17 protein-coding genes are annotated in these 15603 nt (G+C 65.9%); 12 read left to right on the top strand and 5 right to left on the bottom strand.

The annotated features are described in order from the left end of the window. Positions 1-4: 4 nt before the first annotated feature. From AC4D2M_RS14350 to AC4D2M_RS14340, 3 genes are read left to right on the top strand one after another with little or no spacing between them, the layout of a single operon-like run. Positions 5-913, top strand: coding sequence for an RluA family pseudouridine synthase (locus tag AC4D2M_RS14350; RefSeq protein ID WP_490892627.1), 909 nt, complete (start codon positions 5-7; stop codon positions 911-913). A gap of 52 nt (positions 914-965) precedes the next feature. Then, the gene (locus tag AC4D2M_RS14345; protein WP_490892567.1) at positions 966-1679 is read left to right on the top strand and encodes a DedA family protein; all 714 of its coding nucleotides are present in this window, start codon (positions 966-968) and stop codon (positions 1677-1679) included. Beyond that, positions 1570-2928 carry a TspO-related membrane protein gene (locus AC4D2M_RS14340; RefSeq protein ID WP_490892566.1) on the top strand — a complete coding sequence of 453 codons (1359 nt, stop codon included), beginning with the start codon at positions 1570-1572 and terminating at the stop codon, positions 2926-2928. Before AC4D2M_RS14345 ends, AC4D2M_RS14340 begins: the two co-directional genes overlap by 110 nt. A 49-nt stretch (positions 2929-2977) precedes the next feature. Here the strand turns inward: AC4D2M_RS14340 and AC4D2M_RS14335 are convergent, their stop codons facing one another. Further along, positions 2978-3907, bottom strand: a complete 930-nt coding sequence (locus AC4D2M_RS14335; protein ID WP_490892565.1) for an NADP-dependent oxidoreductase — start codon at positions 3905-3907, stop codon at positions 2978-2980. 147 nt (positions 3908-4054) lie between these two features. Here AC4D2M_RS14335 and AC4D2M_RS14330 point away from each other — a divergent pair, with 147 nt between their 5' ends. Beyond that, positions 4055-5224 carry a calcium/sodium antiporter gene (locus tag AC4D2M_RS14330; RefSeq protein ID WP_490892564.1) on the top strand — a complete coding sequence of 390 codons (1170 nt, stop codon included), beginning with the start codon at positions 4055-4057 and terminating at the stop codon, positions 5222-5224. On the opposite strand, the gene AC4D2M_RS14325 is transcribed toward AC4D2M_RS14330, so the two are convergent. Both AC4D2M_RS14325 and AC4D2M_RS14320 read right to left on the bottom strand, forming a co-directional pair. After that, positions 5199-6404, bottom strand: a complete 1206-nt coding sequence (locus tag AC4D2M_RS14325; protein ID WP_490892563.1) for an acyl-CoA dehydrogenase family protein — start codon at positions 6402-6404, stop codon at positions 5199-5201. The two genes, AC4D2M_RS14330 and AC4D2M_RS14325, sit on opposite strands and share 26 nt — an antisense overlap. A gap of 41 nt (positions 6405-6445) precedes the next feature. Then, a complete protein-coding gene (locus AC4D2M_RS14320) occupies positions 6446-7222 on the bottom strand; it encodes a 3-hydroxyacyl-CoA dehydrogenase (RefSeq protein WP_490892562.1) in 777 nt (258 codons plus the stop codon). 157 nt (positions 7223-7379) lie between these two features. Here AC4D2M_RS14320 and AC4D2M_RS14315 point away from each other — a divergent pair, with 157 nt between their 5' ends. Further along, complete coding sequence (locus tag AC4D2M_RS14315) at positions 7380-8471, top strand: glycoside hydrolase family 76 protein (RefSeq protein ID WP_490892561.1); 1092 nt, start codon at positions 7380-7382, stop codon at positions 8469-8471. Here the strand turns inward: AC4D2M_RS14315 and AC4D2M_RS14310 are convergent. Continuing rightward, entirely contained in the window at positions 8440-9024 is a 585-nt protein-coding gene (locus AC4D2M_RS14310) for a DUF2238 domain-containing protein (RefSeq protein WP_490892560.1), read from the bottom strand. The genes AC4D2M_RS14315 and AC4D2M_RS14310 overlap by 32 nt on opposite strands. A gap of 42 nt (positions 9025-9066) precedes the next feature. Between AC4D2M_RS14310 and AC4D2M_RS14305 the strand changes: the two genes are divergently transcribed. Next, the gene (locus tag AC4D2M_RS14305; RefSeq protein ID WP_490892559.1) at positions 9067-9825 is read left to right on the top strand and encodes a glycosyltransferase family 2 protein; all 759 of its coding nucleotides are present in this window, start codon (positions 9067-9069) and stop codon (positions 9823-9825) included. A 7-nt stretch (positions 9826-9832) separates the two neighbouring features. Here the strand turns inward: AC4D2M_RS14305 and idi are convergent, their stop codons facing one another. After that, entirely contained in the window at positions 9833-10375 is a 543-nt protein-coding gene (idi, locus tag AC4D2M_RS14300) for an isopentenyl-diphosphate Delta-isomerase (RefSeq protein WP_490892558.1), read from the bottom strand. Positions 10376-10410: 35 nt separating this feature from the next. On the opposite strand from idi, the gene AC4D2M_RS14295 reads away from it, so the two are divergent. From AC4D2M_RS14295 to AC4D2M_RS14270, 6 genes are read left to right on the top strand one after another with little or no spacing between them, the layout of a single operon-like run. Continuing rightward, complete coding sequence (locus tag AC4D2M_RS14295) at positions 10411-11481, top strand: polyprenyl synthetase family protein (protein ID WP_490892557.1); 1071 nt, start codon at positions 10411-10413, stop codon at positions 11479-11481. Continuing rightward, complete coding sequence (locus tag AC4D2M_RS14290; RefSeq protein ID WP_490892556.1) at positions 11478-12392, top strand: phytoene/squalene synthase family protein; 915 nt, start codon at positions 11478-11480, stop codon at positions 12390-12392. The genes AC4D2M_RS14295 and AC4D2M_RS14290 overlap by 4 nt, the downstream gene beginning before the upstream one ends. Further along, a complete protein-coding gene (gene crtI, locus AC4D2M_RS14285) occupies positions 12389-13996 on the top strand; it encodes a phytoene desaturase family protein (protein ID WP_490892555.1) in 1608 nt (535 codons plus the stop codon). The genes AC4D2M_RS14290 and crtI overlap by 4 nt, the downstream gene beginning before the upstream one ends. Continuing rightward, positions 13996-14358 (top strand): lycopene cyclase domain-containing protein, encoded by a 363-nt coding sequence (locus AC4D2M_RS14280; RefSeq protein WP_490892554.1) that lies wholly within the window; start codon positions 13996-13998, stop codon positions 14356-14358. The genes crtI and AC4D2M_RS14280 overlap by 1 nt, the downstream gene beginning before the upstream one ends. Beyond that, positions 14355-14678 (top strand): lycopene cyclase domain-containing protein, encoded by a 324-nt coding sequence (locus AC4D2M_RS14275; protein WP_490892553.1) that lies wholly within the window; start codon positions 14355-14357, stop codon positions 14676-14678. Before AC4D2M_RS14280 ends, AC4D2M_RS14275 begins: the two co-directional genes overlap by 4 nt. After that, positions 14675-15538, top strand: coding sequence for a prenyltransferase (locus AC4D2M_RS14270; protein WP_490892552.1), 864 nt, complete (start codon positions 14675-14677; stop codon positions 15536-15538). The genes AC4D2M_RS14275 and AC4D2M_RS14270 overlap by 4 nt, the downstream gene beginning before the upstream one ends. Positions 15539-15603 lie beyond the last annotated feature (65 nt).

Here is a 15603-nt window from a genome sequence, read left to right as displayed (position 1 = left end):
GGTGATGCAATCCCCGCTCCCGGTCCGCAACGGTGTCAACGCCACGCGGCTTCGGCTCCCCTCGGAGGGCCCGTGGAGCACTGCGTTGGAGTACATCCTCGACCGGTGGAACCATGTGGACCCGGACGGAATCGCCGAGCGCTTCGACCGCGGTGAGGTGGTTGCGCTCGGTGGCGAGCGGCTGACCCGCCGGACTCCCCTGACCGCACACACCTTCATCTGGTACTACCGCGAGCTGCCCGTGGAGAAGCGTCTTCCTGTCGAGCTGAGTATCCTGCACCAGGACGGGAACCTCCTGGTGGTGGACAAGCCCCACTTCCTGCCCACCACGCCGGGCGGAATGTACGTCGCGGAGTCGGCGCTCGTGCGGTTACGCGTCCAGCTCGACCTGCCGGACCTGATTCCCATGCACCGCCTGGACCGCATGACCGCCGGGATTCTCATGTTCTCGACCAATCCCGCTACGCGCGGCGCCTACCAGTTGCTCTTCGAGAACCGCCGCATCCGCAAGGAGTACGAGGCCGCTGCCCCCATCGACCCGTCGCTGGAGCTCGACTCGCATCCGCGGACTGTCCATAGCCGCATCGTGAAGTCCCGGGACTATCTTCTGGCGCAGGAGATACCCGGTGAGCCGAACGCCGAGACGCGCGTGCAGCTTCTCGAAGAACGGAACGGGGTGGGCCGTTACCGGCTCCAGCCACACACCGGCAAGACGCACCAGTTGCGGCTCCACATGGCGGGCCTTGGCCTCGGCATTCTGAATGATCCGTTCTACCCCGTCCTGCAGCCCCAGCAAGAGGACGACTACTCAACGCCGCTGCAGCTCCTGGCCCGGCACATTGAGTTCGTGGATCCGCTGTCGTCCCGGCCGGCGTCGTTCACGAGCGGCCTGGAACTCTCCACGCTCGCCTGATGCCCCCTCGAGGGGCAAGTCATGAAGGGTGTTGCGCTGTAAATTGGTGCAGGTGGACCTGTCAACGCTCTCGGAGTGGTCCCTGATGATCCACCCACTCACGCTGCTGGTTGTGGTGGCTGACGTTTTCGCGCCCATCATGCCGTCCGAGTTTCTGGTCATCGCCTCCGGCTCGCTGGCCTCCGAAGGTTCGGTGCTGCTTCCCGTGTCCCTCCTGGTCGCCGCCACCGGCAGTCTGTTGGGAGACATGGCGCTGTACCTGCTTTTCCGTAAGAGACTCACCCACTGGCTGGACCGCTTCCGCTGGGGCCGCAAAGTTCACCATGGAATCCGGAGCGCCGTCGAGAAGGCGGGAAAATCCCCCACTTACGCAGGTCTGGTTGCGCTGCGTTTTCTTCCGGGTGGGCGGACCGCCGGGGTCGCCGCCGCCGGGATTGCCGGGCTACCCCTCCGTCCCTTCCTGGCTTTCGCGGCGTTGGGAGGGGTGCTGTGGTCATGCTGGCTGGTGGGTCTCGGCTATGTTTCGGACGTCACAACGGGGTTCCCGATGTGGGCCAGTGCACTCCTGGGAATGGGGGTGGGTACTCTGGTGGGACTGATCATTGCAGCGTTCTTTGCGCTGAAACAGCGCCGGGAGGTCCGAAAGACACATGAGCATGCCGACTCCGTCCAACCACCGGCTGCCCCAACCCCCGCACGAGCCACCCCGGAAGAGCACCGAAGCCTCCCCTCCGAATCCACCGACCGAGACGAGCAGCGTCCTTGAACGGCTGAGGGCGGCCAGGCCCAAGGCGGCGGTTTCTTCCGGCGAGGAAACCCATGGAAGAACGACGTCGGCCGCCCAGTCCGCACCGACCGAGGCGCCCGGACAATCGCCTCCCGGACCTGCAGATTCCGGATCCGGCCTCGACGGAAGCCCTCATTCGGCCTCAACTGATGCGGGATCGAGGGAGGAAGCCCACAGAGAGAAGCTGAGGGCAGCACGTGCGGAGAAGCTGAGGGCAGCGTCTGCCGCCGCCTCCACGTGGGCCGTCGATTCAGGAAAACGAACTGCCGCCTGGACAGCGACCGCATCCCGAGGTGCTGCCAGAAACGTCCGCTCCTGGAAGGCCGACCTGGTTCGGCAGATCCTGGTCACCCTTACTGTCATCGGCGCACTTGCGGCAACAGCCTACGCGGCCGGACTCCTCGGCGAAGGTCCCGGGATCTGGACCGCAGACCTGCTTGCGCCGGACCTCACACTGGTCTCCCCCAACTCCTTCGCGTTGTACATCTGGGTCCTGATCGGACTCGGCATGGTGGGGTACTTGGTCCATCAGTGGCTGCCGAGCCAGGCGCACAGCCCCAGGCATCGCCGCCTTGGTTGGGTGGTGATGGCCACGCTGCCGCTGAACCTCGCGCTGGCCCTGGTGATTCAGGCGGAACTCCACGCCGCCAGTGTGGTGCTGCACGGTGTCCTGCTGATCCTGCTTATGGTGTCCTTGCGCTGGCTGAACCGGTGGTCGGCGGCCACGCGCCTGGAGGGAGCGCTCGTCGACGTGCCTATCGGGCTATTCCTTGGCTGGACCGGGTTCACGGCGTTGAGCCACACCGCCGCGGCCCTGTCCCTGAACGGTTTCTCCTTGCTCACGGAGGATGAGTTCGTCTGGGCGCTCGTTGGCCTCGGCATCGTCGTCATTGTCGGAAGCGTCGTCTGCTCGACGGACCGCGGCCGCATCGCCGTCGCGCTGGCGCTGGTATGGGGCATGGCCTGGGTCATGGTCGAGCGGGTGTTCGGACAGCCGGCATCTCTGCCGACCGCCGCCGCGACGGCGCTGGCCGTATTCATTGTGCTTATCACTGCCGGTTCGCGCCGCCACCGCGTCGATCATTCGTACCGCCGGGCGTTGCGCCGACGCCAGACGGCTAACCTGCCCCCGATCAACCTGGCAGATGAGGACGACGACGAATACTACGAGGACGAGGACGACCTGCCCGAGGACCCTGGTACCGAACGCAGGGGCCAGCAGGAATGACGGGCTCTCTTCGAGCGTGCAGCCATTCCCGCTGACTCGGCCTGACTCGTTAGTCGGAGCCGACCGTAATCGCGATCTTCCCGCGCGTGTGGCCGTCCATGTTCGCTGAGAACGCATCGGCAGCCTTCTCCAGCGGGTAGGTTTCGGCGAGTACGGGCTTCACCTTGCCTGCTTCGATAAGGTCCGCGAGGGTGGACAGATCCTCTGCGACCGGCCGCACAAAGATGTACTGCCCGCCGTGCTCCTTCACTGCCGCATCGGCAATCGAGGCCACGCGCCCCGGCTGCGTCAGCACGTCGAGGGACGCCTGCCAGTCCTCGCCTCCTACGAAGTCGGCGACGGCGCTGACACCGTCCGGGGCGATCTCGCGGACACGGTCGGCGACGCCCTCACCGTAGGCGACGGGTTCGGCGCCGAGTTCCCTGAGGAAGTCATGGTTCCGCTCGGATGCGGTAGCGATCACGCGGGCCCCACGGGCGCGTGCAATCTGGATGCCGAAGGTTCCCACGCCACCGGCACCGTTGTGGATCAGCACGGTATCGCCTTCAGTCACGTCCAGCGCGTCCAGGGTCTGTAGCGCGGTAAGGCCGGTCAAGGGAACCGTCGCCGCCTCAGCCCAGGAAAGGTTGGAGGGCTTGCGCGATAGCGTACGCACCGGGGCGGAGACCCGCTCCGCGAAAGTGCCCTGGCCCACGGTGTCCATCCGCACGTAACCCATCACCTCGTCACCGGCAGAGAACTCGGGGACCGCGGGCCCCGGCTGAATGACGACACCGGCAACATCCCAGCCCGGAATGACCGGGAAGTGCGCGGCAATCGCGCCGTCCAGGTAGCCGGCCATGACCTTCCAGTCGACAGGATTGACCGATGTTGCCTTCACCTCGATGAGGACCGTGTCCGGACCGACCTTGGGCTCCGGCTGATCGCCATACTGGAGGACTCCCGGGTCACCATACTCTGAATAGAACGCTGCTTTCACTGCTGTTTCCTCTCATCGGCACTATGGTCTCTCTCGGTGGAACCCCGAGACCCCGCCGCAACATTCCGCGCGCAGCCGTGTGACGGATCACAGCGGCTGTGCGTGGATGAACGGGCCCTTCAATGTGTGGTCCGTACACTCGTGCTCATGGACCTCTTGGACACGGGAAGGATCCTCGTCGGGCTGGCGCTGCTGGTACTGGGCGGGGAATTCCTGGTGCGAGGGGCGTCAGCCCTGGCTCGGCGAGTGGGCATTTCCTCTTTGGTGGTGGGACTGACGGTGGTTTCGGCCGCCACCTCGGCCCCGGAACTCGCGGTCACCATCGGCGCTGTTCTGCGCGACGAGCCCGGATTGGCAGTGGGCAACGTGGTCGGCAGCAATATCGTCAACATCCTGCTCATACTCGGACTCTCCGCCCTTGTCATCCCCCTGGCGGTCAAGCAGCGGCTGGTGCGCTTCGATCTGCCCCTGATGGTGATTCTGTCGGTCGGGCTACTGCTCGTGTGCCTCGATGGGCGGATCAGTTCGATTGACGGGTTGATTCTGTTCTGCGCGGTGATGGCACATACGGTGCTGACCGTGGTCATCAGCCGCCGTGACACCAGCGAGACTGTCCATGCAGCGGGAACGATCGGGAACCCGCCCGGTGCTGACACCGCCGGCGTAGATACCGCCGGCGTAGATGAGGAGCCGCCTCCGGCTTCTGTCGGAAAATCCGTTCTGCTGGTGGTGCTCGGGGTGGGCCTGCTGGTCGCCGGCGCCACGCTGCTCGTCGAAGGCGCGGTGAACATTGCCACCACCCTGGGGGTGAGCAGCCTCGTCGTGGGCTTGACCGTGGTGGCCGTCGGGACCTCGCTGCCCGAGCTGGCGACCTCGATCATCGCGGTGCGCCGAGGCGAACGCGATCTGGCCGTGGGCAACGTGATCGGCAGCAACATCTTCAACATCGGAGTGGTACTCGGCCTGCCCGCGCTGATCGCTTCGGGCGGCATCCCGGTCTCGGCCGCTGCGGTGGCCTTCGACATCCCGGTGATGCTGGCCGCGGCCCTGGCCCTGCTGCCCATCGCGTTCACCGGGTTCGCAGTCGCCCGATGGGAGGGCGGCCTGTTCGTGGCCCTGTATCTGGCCTACACCGGCTATGTTCTTTTGGCTGCCACCGCCCACGACGCGCTCGAAGGGTTCACCGCTGTCATGGCGTGGTTCGTCCTGCCGCTGATCGTAGTGACCCTGATCGCCTTCACCTCCTATGAGATCGGATTGCACAAGGGGCGTAGCGGGCCGCAACGGCGCGCTAGAGGATCGCTGAAACTCCCGTAACGGCCCGGCCGACAATGAGGGTGTTGATTTCAAAGGAACCCTCATAGGTGTAGATGGCCTCGGCATCCGCGAAGATCTTCGCCATCCGGTAGTCGGTCACGATGCCGTTGCCGCCGAAGATCGATCTGCCCAACGCCACGGTTTCCCGCATCCGCGCCGAGGTGTAGGACTTGGCGAGTGCTGCCTGCGCCATGTCGGCCCCACCGTGCTTGAGGTCGTTGTGCGCGCCGTGCAGTCCGCGGTCTTCGTCCTGCTGCAGCTGGGCCACCCGCGTCATCATTCCAAGGCTGGCAGTGGTGTTGCCGAGCATACGGACCAGCTGTTCCTGGATGAGCTGAAAACTCGCGAGCGGACGGCCGAACTGGTGGCGCTCCACGGCGTACGCCCGCGCCGCATCGAACGCAGCGAGCTGCTGTCCGACCGCCTGCCAGCCCACCAGGATGCGGGAGCCCCGCAACAGGCGCTTGGTGTCATTGAAACTGCTGATTCCGGCGAATCGGTCGGCTTCGGGCACCCGGACATTGTCCAGCAGGATGTCCGCGTTCTGCACGGTCCGCAGCGCGATCTTGTTCTCGATTGCCGTCCGGGTCACACCGGGAAGTGTGGCATCCAGGATGAAGCCGCGCACCGAGCCGTCCGCTGTGTCACGCGCCCACAGCAGCATGTAGTCACAGAACGTTCCGTTTCCGATCCAGCGCTTTGTGCCGTTGAGGACCCAGGTGTCGCCGTCGCGGGTTGCGGTGGTTGCCATGCCTCCAGCTACATCGGACCCATGCTCAGGCTCGGTGAGGGCAAACGCGCCGGTGGTGGTGAGATTCATGGCGTCGCGCAGCAGCCGCGCCTTCTGTTCCTCGGTTCCAAACTCGTGCAGGGCCTCGACGAAGAGGTCGTGGTGCACCATGAAGAAGGTCGCCAGCGACGTGTCGGCACGGGTGAGCTCAGCGATGACCATGCCGCTGAACAGGTGGCTGTACCCCTGCTGGACCGGAGTGCTGAGGTTGAGGGCGGCGAGTTTCGGCAGCACCTCAAGCGGGAATTCAGCCCGATTCCACCAGTCGGTCGCGTAGGGAGCCACTTCCTTGGCGAGGAAGTCGCGAACGTCCTGAAGCTTCGCCCGTTCGGCGTCGCTGAGCAGGGACTCGAATCCGTAGAAGTCCGCGGAGGGGAGGCCGCTCTCCATTGAGCTGTCCTTTCGCCAGGGGTATGAGTAGTGAGAACGATCTATTTCGGGGCCATACGGATGGCACCGTCGAGGCGGATCGTTTCACCGTTGAGCATCTGGTTCTCCACAATGTGTGCAGCGAGCGACGCGTATTCGGAGGCCTTACCGAGTCTGGACGGGTGCGGCACCTGCTTCCCAAGCGAGTCCTGCGCTTCCTGGGGTAAACCGGCCATCATGGGCGTCTCGAAAATGCCGGGGGCGATTGTCATGACCCGGATGAAGGAGCGCGCAAGCTCACGCGCAATCGGCAGGGTCATCGCTGCGACGGCGCCCTTCGAGGCGGAGTAGGCGGGCTGCCCGATCTGCCCGTCGAATGCAGCAACCGATGCCGTGTTGATGATGACGCCGCGCTCCGGCGTTCCGGTCTCGGTCTGCACCGGGTCCATGGCCGCCATCGCCGCAGCCGCGAGCCGCAGCACGTTGAACGTACCGATCAGGTTGATGTTGATGACCTTGCTGAACTGCTCCAGCGGCAGTACGCCGTCACGGCCCAGCACCTTGCCGGGCGTCGCCACTCCTGCACAGTTCACAACGATCCGCAGCGGGCCAAGTTCGGACGCCGCATCAACCGCTGCCTGGACCTGCTCCTCGCTGGTCACGTCAGCCGGCACGAAGCGCGCCCGCTCTCCCAGGGAGTCCGCGAAGCCGGCCCCTTCCGACTGCGGCAGGTCAAGAATTACCACCGCCGCGCCGTCCTCATGCAGTCGCTGTGCCGTTGCCCGGCCGAGCCCGGACGCTCCACCGGTCACCAGGGCCACCGTTCCTGCACAGTCCATGACATCTCCTTTGCGTCGAGGGTTGAACCGAAGCGTAATGCGACGAGCACGCTCTCCTGCGAGCCTACTGTGATGCAGAGCACTGCAACATCCATCCGCTGCGCCACTGTGCATTGTGCTCAAACCACACGACGCCGGCGCGGTTTAGGGTGGCTTTATGCCCACCACTGAGCCCGCCGGAGAACCAGCCGACGCAGGTACCGCAGCAGCCGCAGCCGCTAGCGCTGCTGCTTCTATACCTACTGCGTTCGGCCACCGACTGTTCGGCCTGCCCGGAACGCATCTCGCGAGGGTCAGCTTCCCCGCCCGGACCGGGGAGCCGTGGCACTACTGGTGGCAGGCACACTACCTCGATTGCCTGCTCGACGCCGCGGATCGGGAAGGCGCCAACGACGACGGCGCCGCGCACCGAATGCGCGCCCGCCGGCTCCTGCGCACGATCCGCCTCCGCAACGGCGGCCGCTGGGCCAACGCCTACTACGACGACATGGCCTGGCTTGCCCTCGCAGCCTCACGCTCAGCCGACATCGCGGGCACCAGGCCACTTTCCACGCTGACACCGGTCCTGGCTTCGGCGCAGACTCCGGACCTTGGCGGAGGCATGTTCTGGAACACGTCCCGCAGCTTCAAGAACACGGCAGCCACTGGTCCAGCGGCCCTGTACTTCGCCCGCATCGGGCGCCTTGAGGAAGCGGCCCGCCTGATTGACTGGCTCTTCGACCGCCTCCAGGACCCGGAAACCGGCCTCCTGCTTGACGGCATCCGCATACCCGGCGGGCGCGTTGTTACCGACATCTACACGTACAACCAGGGCCCCGCCCTCGGGGCTCTCCTGACCCTCGGTGATTCACGAAGCCTTTCGCGTGCGGAGGAGCTCGTCACCGCGGTGGCGAACCACCTTGTGCATCCGAGCGGTGAGCTGCGCACGCACGGCGGCGGCGACGGCGGACTCTTCACCGGGATCCTCGTCCGCTACCTCGCACTCGCTGCCGCAACACCCGCGCTCCCGGAACCTACGCGCGGCACCGCACACAGGCTGATAACGACGATGGCGCACGCCCTGTGGGAGGGTCGCGGTGAGCGGGAGGCCGGCGAGCGCCGTCGTCCTGTCCTGGTCTTTCCTTCTGTGCCCGGGGAATCAGTCGGCGAGGGACCGGTGGATCTATCTACCCAGCTCCAGGCATGGATGATACTCGAGGCTGCTTCCCGGGTAGCCGTCAGGACCGCCACCGCGCACGGGGCCGCGTAAGCCAAGCGAGAAGGATACCCGCGGCCAATGACCCCAGGGTCGCGACAGCGAGGTCGCCCAAAGTGTCCGTATAGGTGACGTAGATGTCATCATCCACCCACGCGTTACCGGCCCACTCTGCGAACTCCCACAGGACACTGAGGGCCATGCCGAGGAGCACCACCTGAAGCACTACACCCACCCGATCCCGTCGTGAGTGCCCTGCCGCGGGCAGCAGCCGCACATGCGCTGCCAGGACGTATGTCATTCCAGCCACTGGCCCCGTGCAAAGGCAGTGCACCAGCAGGTCCCACCAGGGAACAACGTCGTACAGGTTCAGAACGCTGCTCCAGCACGCGAAAAGCAGCGCGCACCCGTAAACGGTGTCGAATACGGGGTGGGGACGCGCGTAGCGGGACAGGGTGAGTCCGCCGAGTGCCAGGAAGAACACCGCCACGTCGACCGGACTCCACCAGATCATCATGGCAACTGTGCTGAGTACGGCGACGGCCCGTACGCCGTCCGCGGCGACCTCGGCAGGCGTGGTGGGCCTGCGGATAAGGTCGGTGATCATGAAATCCAAGCCTACTGGCCGAATCCAGCTACGATCGGGGGCATGCCGTCCCTGTCCGTGGTGATTCCCTGCAAGGACGACGCCGGTCCCCTGGCGCGCTGCCTCGAAGCACTCTCCGAACAGACTGCGGCTCCGCTGGAGGTCATCGTGGTCGACAACAACTCCACTGACAACAGCGCAGACATCGCAACGAGGTGGGGAGCAAGGGTGATCGCGGAAGCGGCCCCCGGGATCGCCGCCGCCGCCTCAACCGGCTACGATGCCGCCCGGGGTGACATCATTGTCCGGTGCGACGCCGACTCCATCCCGCCGTCCGACTGGATTCAGCGCATCGCCGACCGTTTCACCCGCGAACCCGATCTGGCCGTCCTCACCGGCCCCGGTGACTTTTACGATGCCGGCCCCATCCGCGCGAAATTCGCCGGACTCGTCTACATGCAGGCCTACTTCGTCTCCATGGGTCTGGCGATGGCCCACTGGCCGCCGTTCGGTTCCAACTGCGCCTTCCCGCGCGCGGAGTGGGCGAAGGTCCGAGACCGGATCCACCGCTATGACCCGAACGTGCACGACGACATCGACCTCGGCTTCGCGCTCGATCCCACCCAGCGCACAGCCTATGACCCCTCGCTCCGGGTCGGCATTTCGGCCCGTGCGCTGGCCGGAGGCGCGGCCGGGCGCCTGCGTGTTCAACGGGCGTTCCACACCCTCGCGCTGCACTGGCGCCAGGCGCCTCCGTGGCAGCGCTGGAGGCGGACAATCAGCGCACGCCGGGAGCGCCGTCGTCGGGCGTTGCTGTCCTGATTTCCTGCTACGCGGGTGAGGGGAACCGGTCCGGGTAGAGCAGGGGCAACTGCAGGGTCAGCCACGGACTGAAGGCCCACGGAGCCGCGGCGACTGCCGTGCTGAGCTGCAGCGGGTCGGCCCACTGCCACTCCATCACTTCGTCCTCGCGCGGAGCCACCGGAGAAGCCGCCCTCGCGGTGTAGACGGGGCAGATCTCGTTCTCCACCACACCGGAAGCGTCCACGGCCCGGTAACGGAAGTCCGGCAGCCGAAGTTCCACCAGCTCCAGCCGAAGCCCTAGCTCGCGCCCGGCCCGGCGCACCACGGCGTCCTCGGTAGCCTCGCCCGGTCCCGGATGCCCGCAGAAAGAATTGGTCCAGACCCCGGGCCACGTGCGCTTGGACAGTGCACGGCGCGTGATGAGAATGCGGCCGGCGTCGTCATAGACATGCGCCGAAAAGGCCAGGTGAAGCGGCGTCGAGGTGGAGTGAACCGTAGCTTTGTCCTCCGTGCCGACAGGCGTTCCGTCGTCGGCCGCCAGGACAACCAGCTCTGGCATCCGGTTCATTTCCCTCCTATGAGTTGCGCGTGTTTACTTTACCTATGGACAAGGAGACCACACTGGCTGGTTCCATCGACAACCAGCTGGTGAACGATGTCCTCACGTCCTTCTTCTCCCGGTCCAAGAACCGGGCGGAAGCGATGCACCCCGACTACCGCACCATGTGGGAGCACCTTGAAGCCTCCACGGCGGGCGGGAAGCGCTTCCGTCCCCGCCTCGTCATGACCGTTTACGGGCTGCTCGGCGGCACCGACCGCACGACGGCGGCCACCGTCGCGGCGTCGTTCGAACTCCTCCACACCGCGCTGATTGTGCACGACGACGTCGTGGACCGGGATTTCGCCCGCCGCGGCGTCCCGAACGTCTCCGGCGCCTACCGCAACCGCGCTGCTGCGAAGGGAAACAGCCCGGAGCGTGCCGAGCACGCAGGCCTGTCAGTCGGAGTGATCGCCGGTGATCTCGCGCTGTCCAACGCATACCGGATTCTGGGCGAGGTGGACGCCGACCTCGCTACCCGCCAGCGATTGGGCGATCTTCTCGACGAAGCCGTCTTTGCCTCCGCCGCCGGCGAACTACTTGATGTGCTTGCTCCCCTCGACCCCACTCCCCAACCCGTCAACGAAGTGCTCGACATGGCACGGTTGAAGACGGCCGTCTATTCCTTCGAAGCGCCGCTGCAGGCCGGAGCCGTTCTTGCAGGCGCTGAGGACCTGCTGGTGAAGGCGCTCGGAGAGTTTGGCCGCTGCCTCGGAACGGCCTACCAGGTGGCCGATGACCTGATCGGCGTCTTCGGCGATGAAAGCCGGACCGGCAAAGTCGGCTGGGGGGACCTCCGGGAGGGCAAGCGAACCGCACTGATCTCCCACGCCGCTGATCAGCCGCAGTGGCCGCGGATCGCCGAGCTCCTGGCTAACCGGGACCTGACAGCCTCAGGCGCAGGGGAGGTCCGGGAGCTGCTGATTGAATGCGGCGCCCGGGACCGGTCCATGCAGCTCGTCACCGACCTTGTCGAGCGGTCCCTGCAGTCGCTGCTCGACCCCTCTGTACCGCAGGCCCTCCGCGACGGCCTGACGCCCCTTTCCGACGTCGTGACCGAGCGGGTACGCGCGTGAGCCGGGACCGCGACGCGCTCGCCGACTATACGAACGCAGCGTTGAAATCCTCCGCGGTGGTGCTGCACTCCTACTCCACCTCGTTTGGGCTGGCGTCGCGTCTCTTCGAGGGCGGTGTGCGACGCCAGGTCGAGGCTGTCTACGCACTGGTGCGCGTCGCGGATGAGATTGTCGACGGCGTCACCTACGCCGCGGGCCTGGCACCCGACGAAACCCGGCAGCAGCTCGATGAGTTCGAGCGCGAGACCGAGCGTGCCATGGCCCTCGGGTACAGCACCAACCTGGTTGTTCATGCCTTCGCAGACACCGCCCGCCGCACCGGTATCGGTACTGATCTGACCAGGCCGTTCTTCGCTTCGATGCGCGCCGACCTCGACCAGGTGGAACACACACCCGAGTCTTTCGCGCGGTACGTCTACGGCTCCGCGGAGGTAGTGGGCCTGATGTGCCTGAAGTGCTTCCTGTACGGGCAGAACGTCAGCAAGGAGGAAACGGAGCGGCTCGAACAAGGGGCACGCCACCTAGGCGCCGCCTTCCAGAAGGTCAACTTCCTCCGTGACCTCGCCGAAGACTTCACCTCGTTGGGCCGCAGTTACTTTCCGGACGTGTCCCCCGCCAACTTCGATGAGACGCACAAGAGGATACTGCTCGAGGACATTGAGAAGGACCTGCACGAGTCCCGCGCTGTGCTCCACCGCCTGCCGGCGTCCAGCCGCAGGGCCGTCGCCCTCGCCCAGGAGCTCTTCGCCGAGCTTGCTGCGAGGATCCGCGCGACCCCGGCATCCGAGCTGATCCGGACCCGGATAAGCGTTCCCAACACCGTGAAGATGCGGATCGCGGCCGCTGTCCTCACCGGTAGGCGGGGACTCGCCCCCGCCAGCCCCGACCCGTCCCAAGTGGAGGCACAGTGAAGGCACCCATTCCGTCCGGGCGCACCGTCGTCGTCATCGGAGGCGGTATCAGCGGTCTGGCGACCGCCGCGTTGCTGGCCACCGAGGGTCACCACGTCACCGTGCTTGAGAAGCAGGATGCCGTGGGCGGGCGCGCCCACTCCTGGAGCGAAGACGGCTTCACATTCGACGCCGGACCCTCGTGGTACCTGATGCCGGAGGTGATCGACCATTTCTTCCAACTGCTCGGAACCTCCGCCGACGAACAACTGGACCTGGTGAAACTCGACCCGGGCTACCGGCTGCTGTCCGAGGGCTTCAGCGAACCGGTGGACGTTCCCGCTGAACGACGCCGGGTGGTGGAACTCTTCGAGCGGCTGGAACCCGGTGCGGGCGCGAAGCTGGAGGCTTACCTCGATTCCGCGGCCGAGACGTACACCATGGCCACCCGCCGATTCCTCTACTCCACCTTCGAGTCTTTCGCCTCGCTGCTGACGCCGGACATCCTGGCACGCCTGCCGCGCCTTGGCCGCCTGCTGCTGGAACCGCTGCACAGCTACGCACGGCGCTACGTCTCCGACCCGAGGCTGCAGCAGATCCTCGAGTATCCGGCCGTGTTCCTGGGAACCTCCCCCTTCACCGCGCCGAGCATGTACCACCTCATGAGCCACCTGGACCTCGACGACGGGGTGCTCTACCCCATGGGCGGTTTCACCCGGCTTGTGGAATCTCTGGAACGGCTCGCGCGGAACGCCGGAGTCACCATCTCCACGGGAGCCGAGGTACTGGCTATCGACACCACCTCCACGGCCTCGCGGAGGCCTCCCGCGGCGGTGCGGGGCGTTCGCTACCGTTCCGGTGACGGAACCGAACACAGCCTGGCTGCCGACGTCGTCGTCTCCGCCGCCGATCTTCACCACACCGAGACTTCGCTGCTGCCAGCGCGCCTGCAGACCTACCCCGAACGGTACTGGTCCCGCAGCACTGCCGGCCCGAGCGCCCTGCTGCTCTATCTGGGTATCCGGGGTGAACTCCCCCAGCTCCGGCACCACACCCTGCTGTTCACCGGCGACTGGGAAGAAAACTTCCGGGCGATCTTCGGCCGGACTCCGTTCATCCCCACACCCGCATCCATGTACGTATGCAAGCCCAGCGCCACCGACCCCACCGTGGCGCCAGAGGGCCACGAGAACGTCTTCGTCCTGGTCCCCATCCCCGCGGACCCAAGCCTCGGCGGCAGCGGCGGTGAGCGCATGGAGCGCGTGGCGGACGCCGTCATCGAACAGCTCAGCGAATGGGCAGGGATCCCGGACCTCGCCGACCGCATCGTGCTGAGGCGCAGCTACGGCCCCGCCGACTTCGAACGCGACTACCACTCGTGGAAAGGTACCTCGCTGGGTCCCGCGCATACCCTCCGGCAGAGCGCGTTCTTCCGCGCGGGTAACGTCAGCCAGAAAGTCCAGGGCCTGTACTACGTGGGCGGCTCCACTATCCCGGGCATCGGCATCCCGATGTGCCTGATCAGCGCCGAACTCGTCATCAAACGGCTGCGCCGGGACGTGAGCACCGGACCGCTGCCGGTACCGTTGCGCCCGGACAAGGTCCGGGAAAACACGGTTGCGTGATGGGCGCTGCCTATTTGCTTTTCCTGCTGGCGTCGCTGGGCTGCATGGTGCTTCTTGACCAGCGGCTGCGCCTGTTTTTCTGGCACGACGCCGGCCGTGCCGCTGCCGTGCTGATCACCGGTGTGCTGTTCTTTCTTGCCTGGGACCTCGCCGGAATCGGGTTGGGCATCTTCTACCGGGGGCAGACGGAGATCATGCTCGGGATCACGCTTGCTCCTGAACTGCCGCTCGAGGAAGTGGTTTTCCTGACCTTCCTCAGCTACCTCGTCATGAACCTGTTCCTGATGTTCCGGCGCGCCCTCGAGGTGCGGGGCCGGCACCTCCTGCGGCAGCGCACGGGCGATGCGGGGGAACGCTCATGACGTACTGGGCGCTCAACGCCGGGTTCCTCATCCCGGCGCTAGGCTTCGGGATTGCCGCCGCGCTCGTGCTGGAGGGCCGCCGGCGCAAGGTTGCGCTGGCGGCAGCGGGGGGTGCCGCCGTCGTCGTGCTGATACTGACTGCCGTGTTCGACAACATCATGATCACCGCCGGCCTGTTCAGCTACGCGCCCGGCCTCATCTCCGGAGTCACGGTGGGGCTGGCCCCGCTGGAGGATTTCGCTTACCCGGTAGCTGCGGTTCTCCTGCTGCCGGCACTCTGGATCCTCCTTGGCGAACGTCGACGGAAGCGGCACCCATGAAAACCGTTCGCACGCTGCTGGTGTCCTCCCGGCCCCTGTCCTGGGTGAACACTGCCTTCCCCTTTGCGGCCGCCTACCTGCTGACCGCCGGGCAGATCGACCTCGCCTGGGTGATCGGCACCGTGTACTTCCTGATCCCCTACAACCTGGCCATGTACGGGATCAACGACGTATTCGACTATGAGTCCGATCTCCGCAACCCCCGGAAGGGCGGCGTTGAGGGTGCGGTGCTCGACCGGACCATGCACGCGGCCACCCTCCGTGCGGCGATCGCCACGAACGTGCCGTTCCTCGCGGTACTGGTTCTGCTCGGCGGGCCCTTGTCATGGCTGGTGCTGGCCGTCAGCGTCTTCGCGGTGATCGCCTACAGTGCCCCGAAACTCCGGTTCAAGGAGCGCCCGTTCCTGGACTCCGTCACCTCGAGCACGCACTTCGTGAGTCCTGCGGTCTACGGCCTGGTGCTGGCGCAGGCCGAGTTCACGCCGGCGCTCTGGGCACTACTGGGATCGTTCTTCCTGTGGGGTGTGGCGAGCCAGGCGTTCGGTGCTGTGCAGGACGTCGGGGCTGACCGTGCCGGCGGCATCGCCTCCATAGCAACGGTCATCGGCGGCCGTGCGGCCGTGCGGTTCGCGATCGCCGCCTATCTGGTCAGTGGTGCGCTCATGCTGTTCACCCCGTGGCCGGGACCGCTGGCATCGTTCCTCGTCCTGCCGTACGTCATCAATATCGTTCCGTTCGCATCCCTGGAGGACGACGACGCCGAACTCGCCCACCGCGGCTGGGGACGGTTCCTGTGGCTGAACTACATGACCGGATTCTTCGTGACTATGCTGCTGATCTGGTACGCGGTCACCCGCTGACCCCTTCATTTTCGATTTACGGCACACTTCTCTTGCGTAATGTTTTACAACTCACTAAGGCTCGC

It is taken from the genome of Arthrobacter sp. TJ-270, assembly GCF_058269075.1.
Note: the sequence above shows the minus strand (reverse complement) of the source record. Positions and strands in the feature narration are given on the sequence as shown.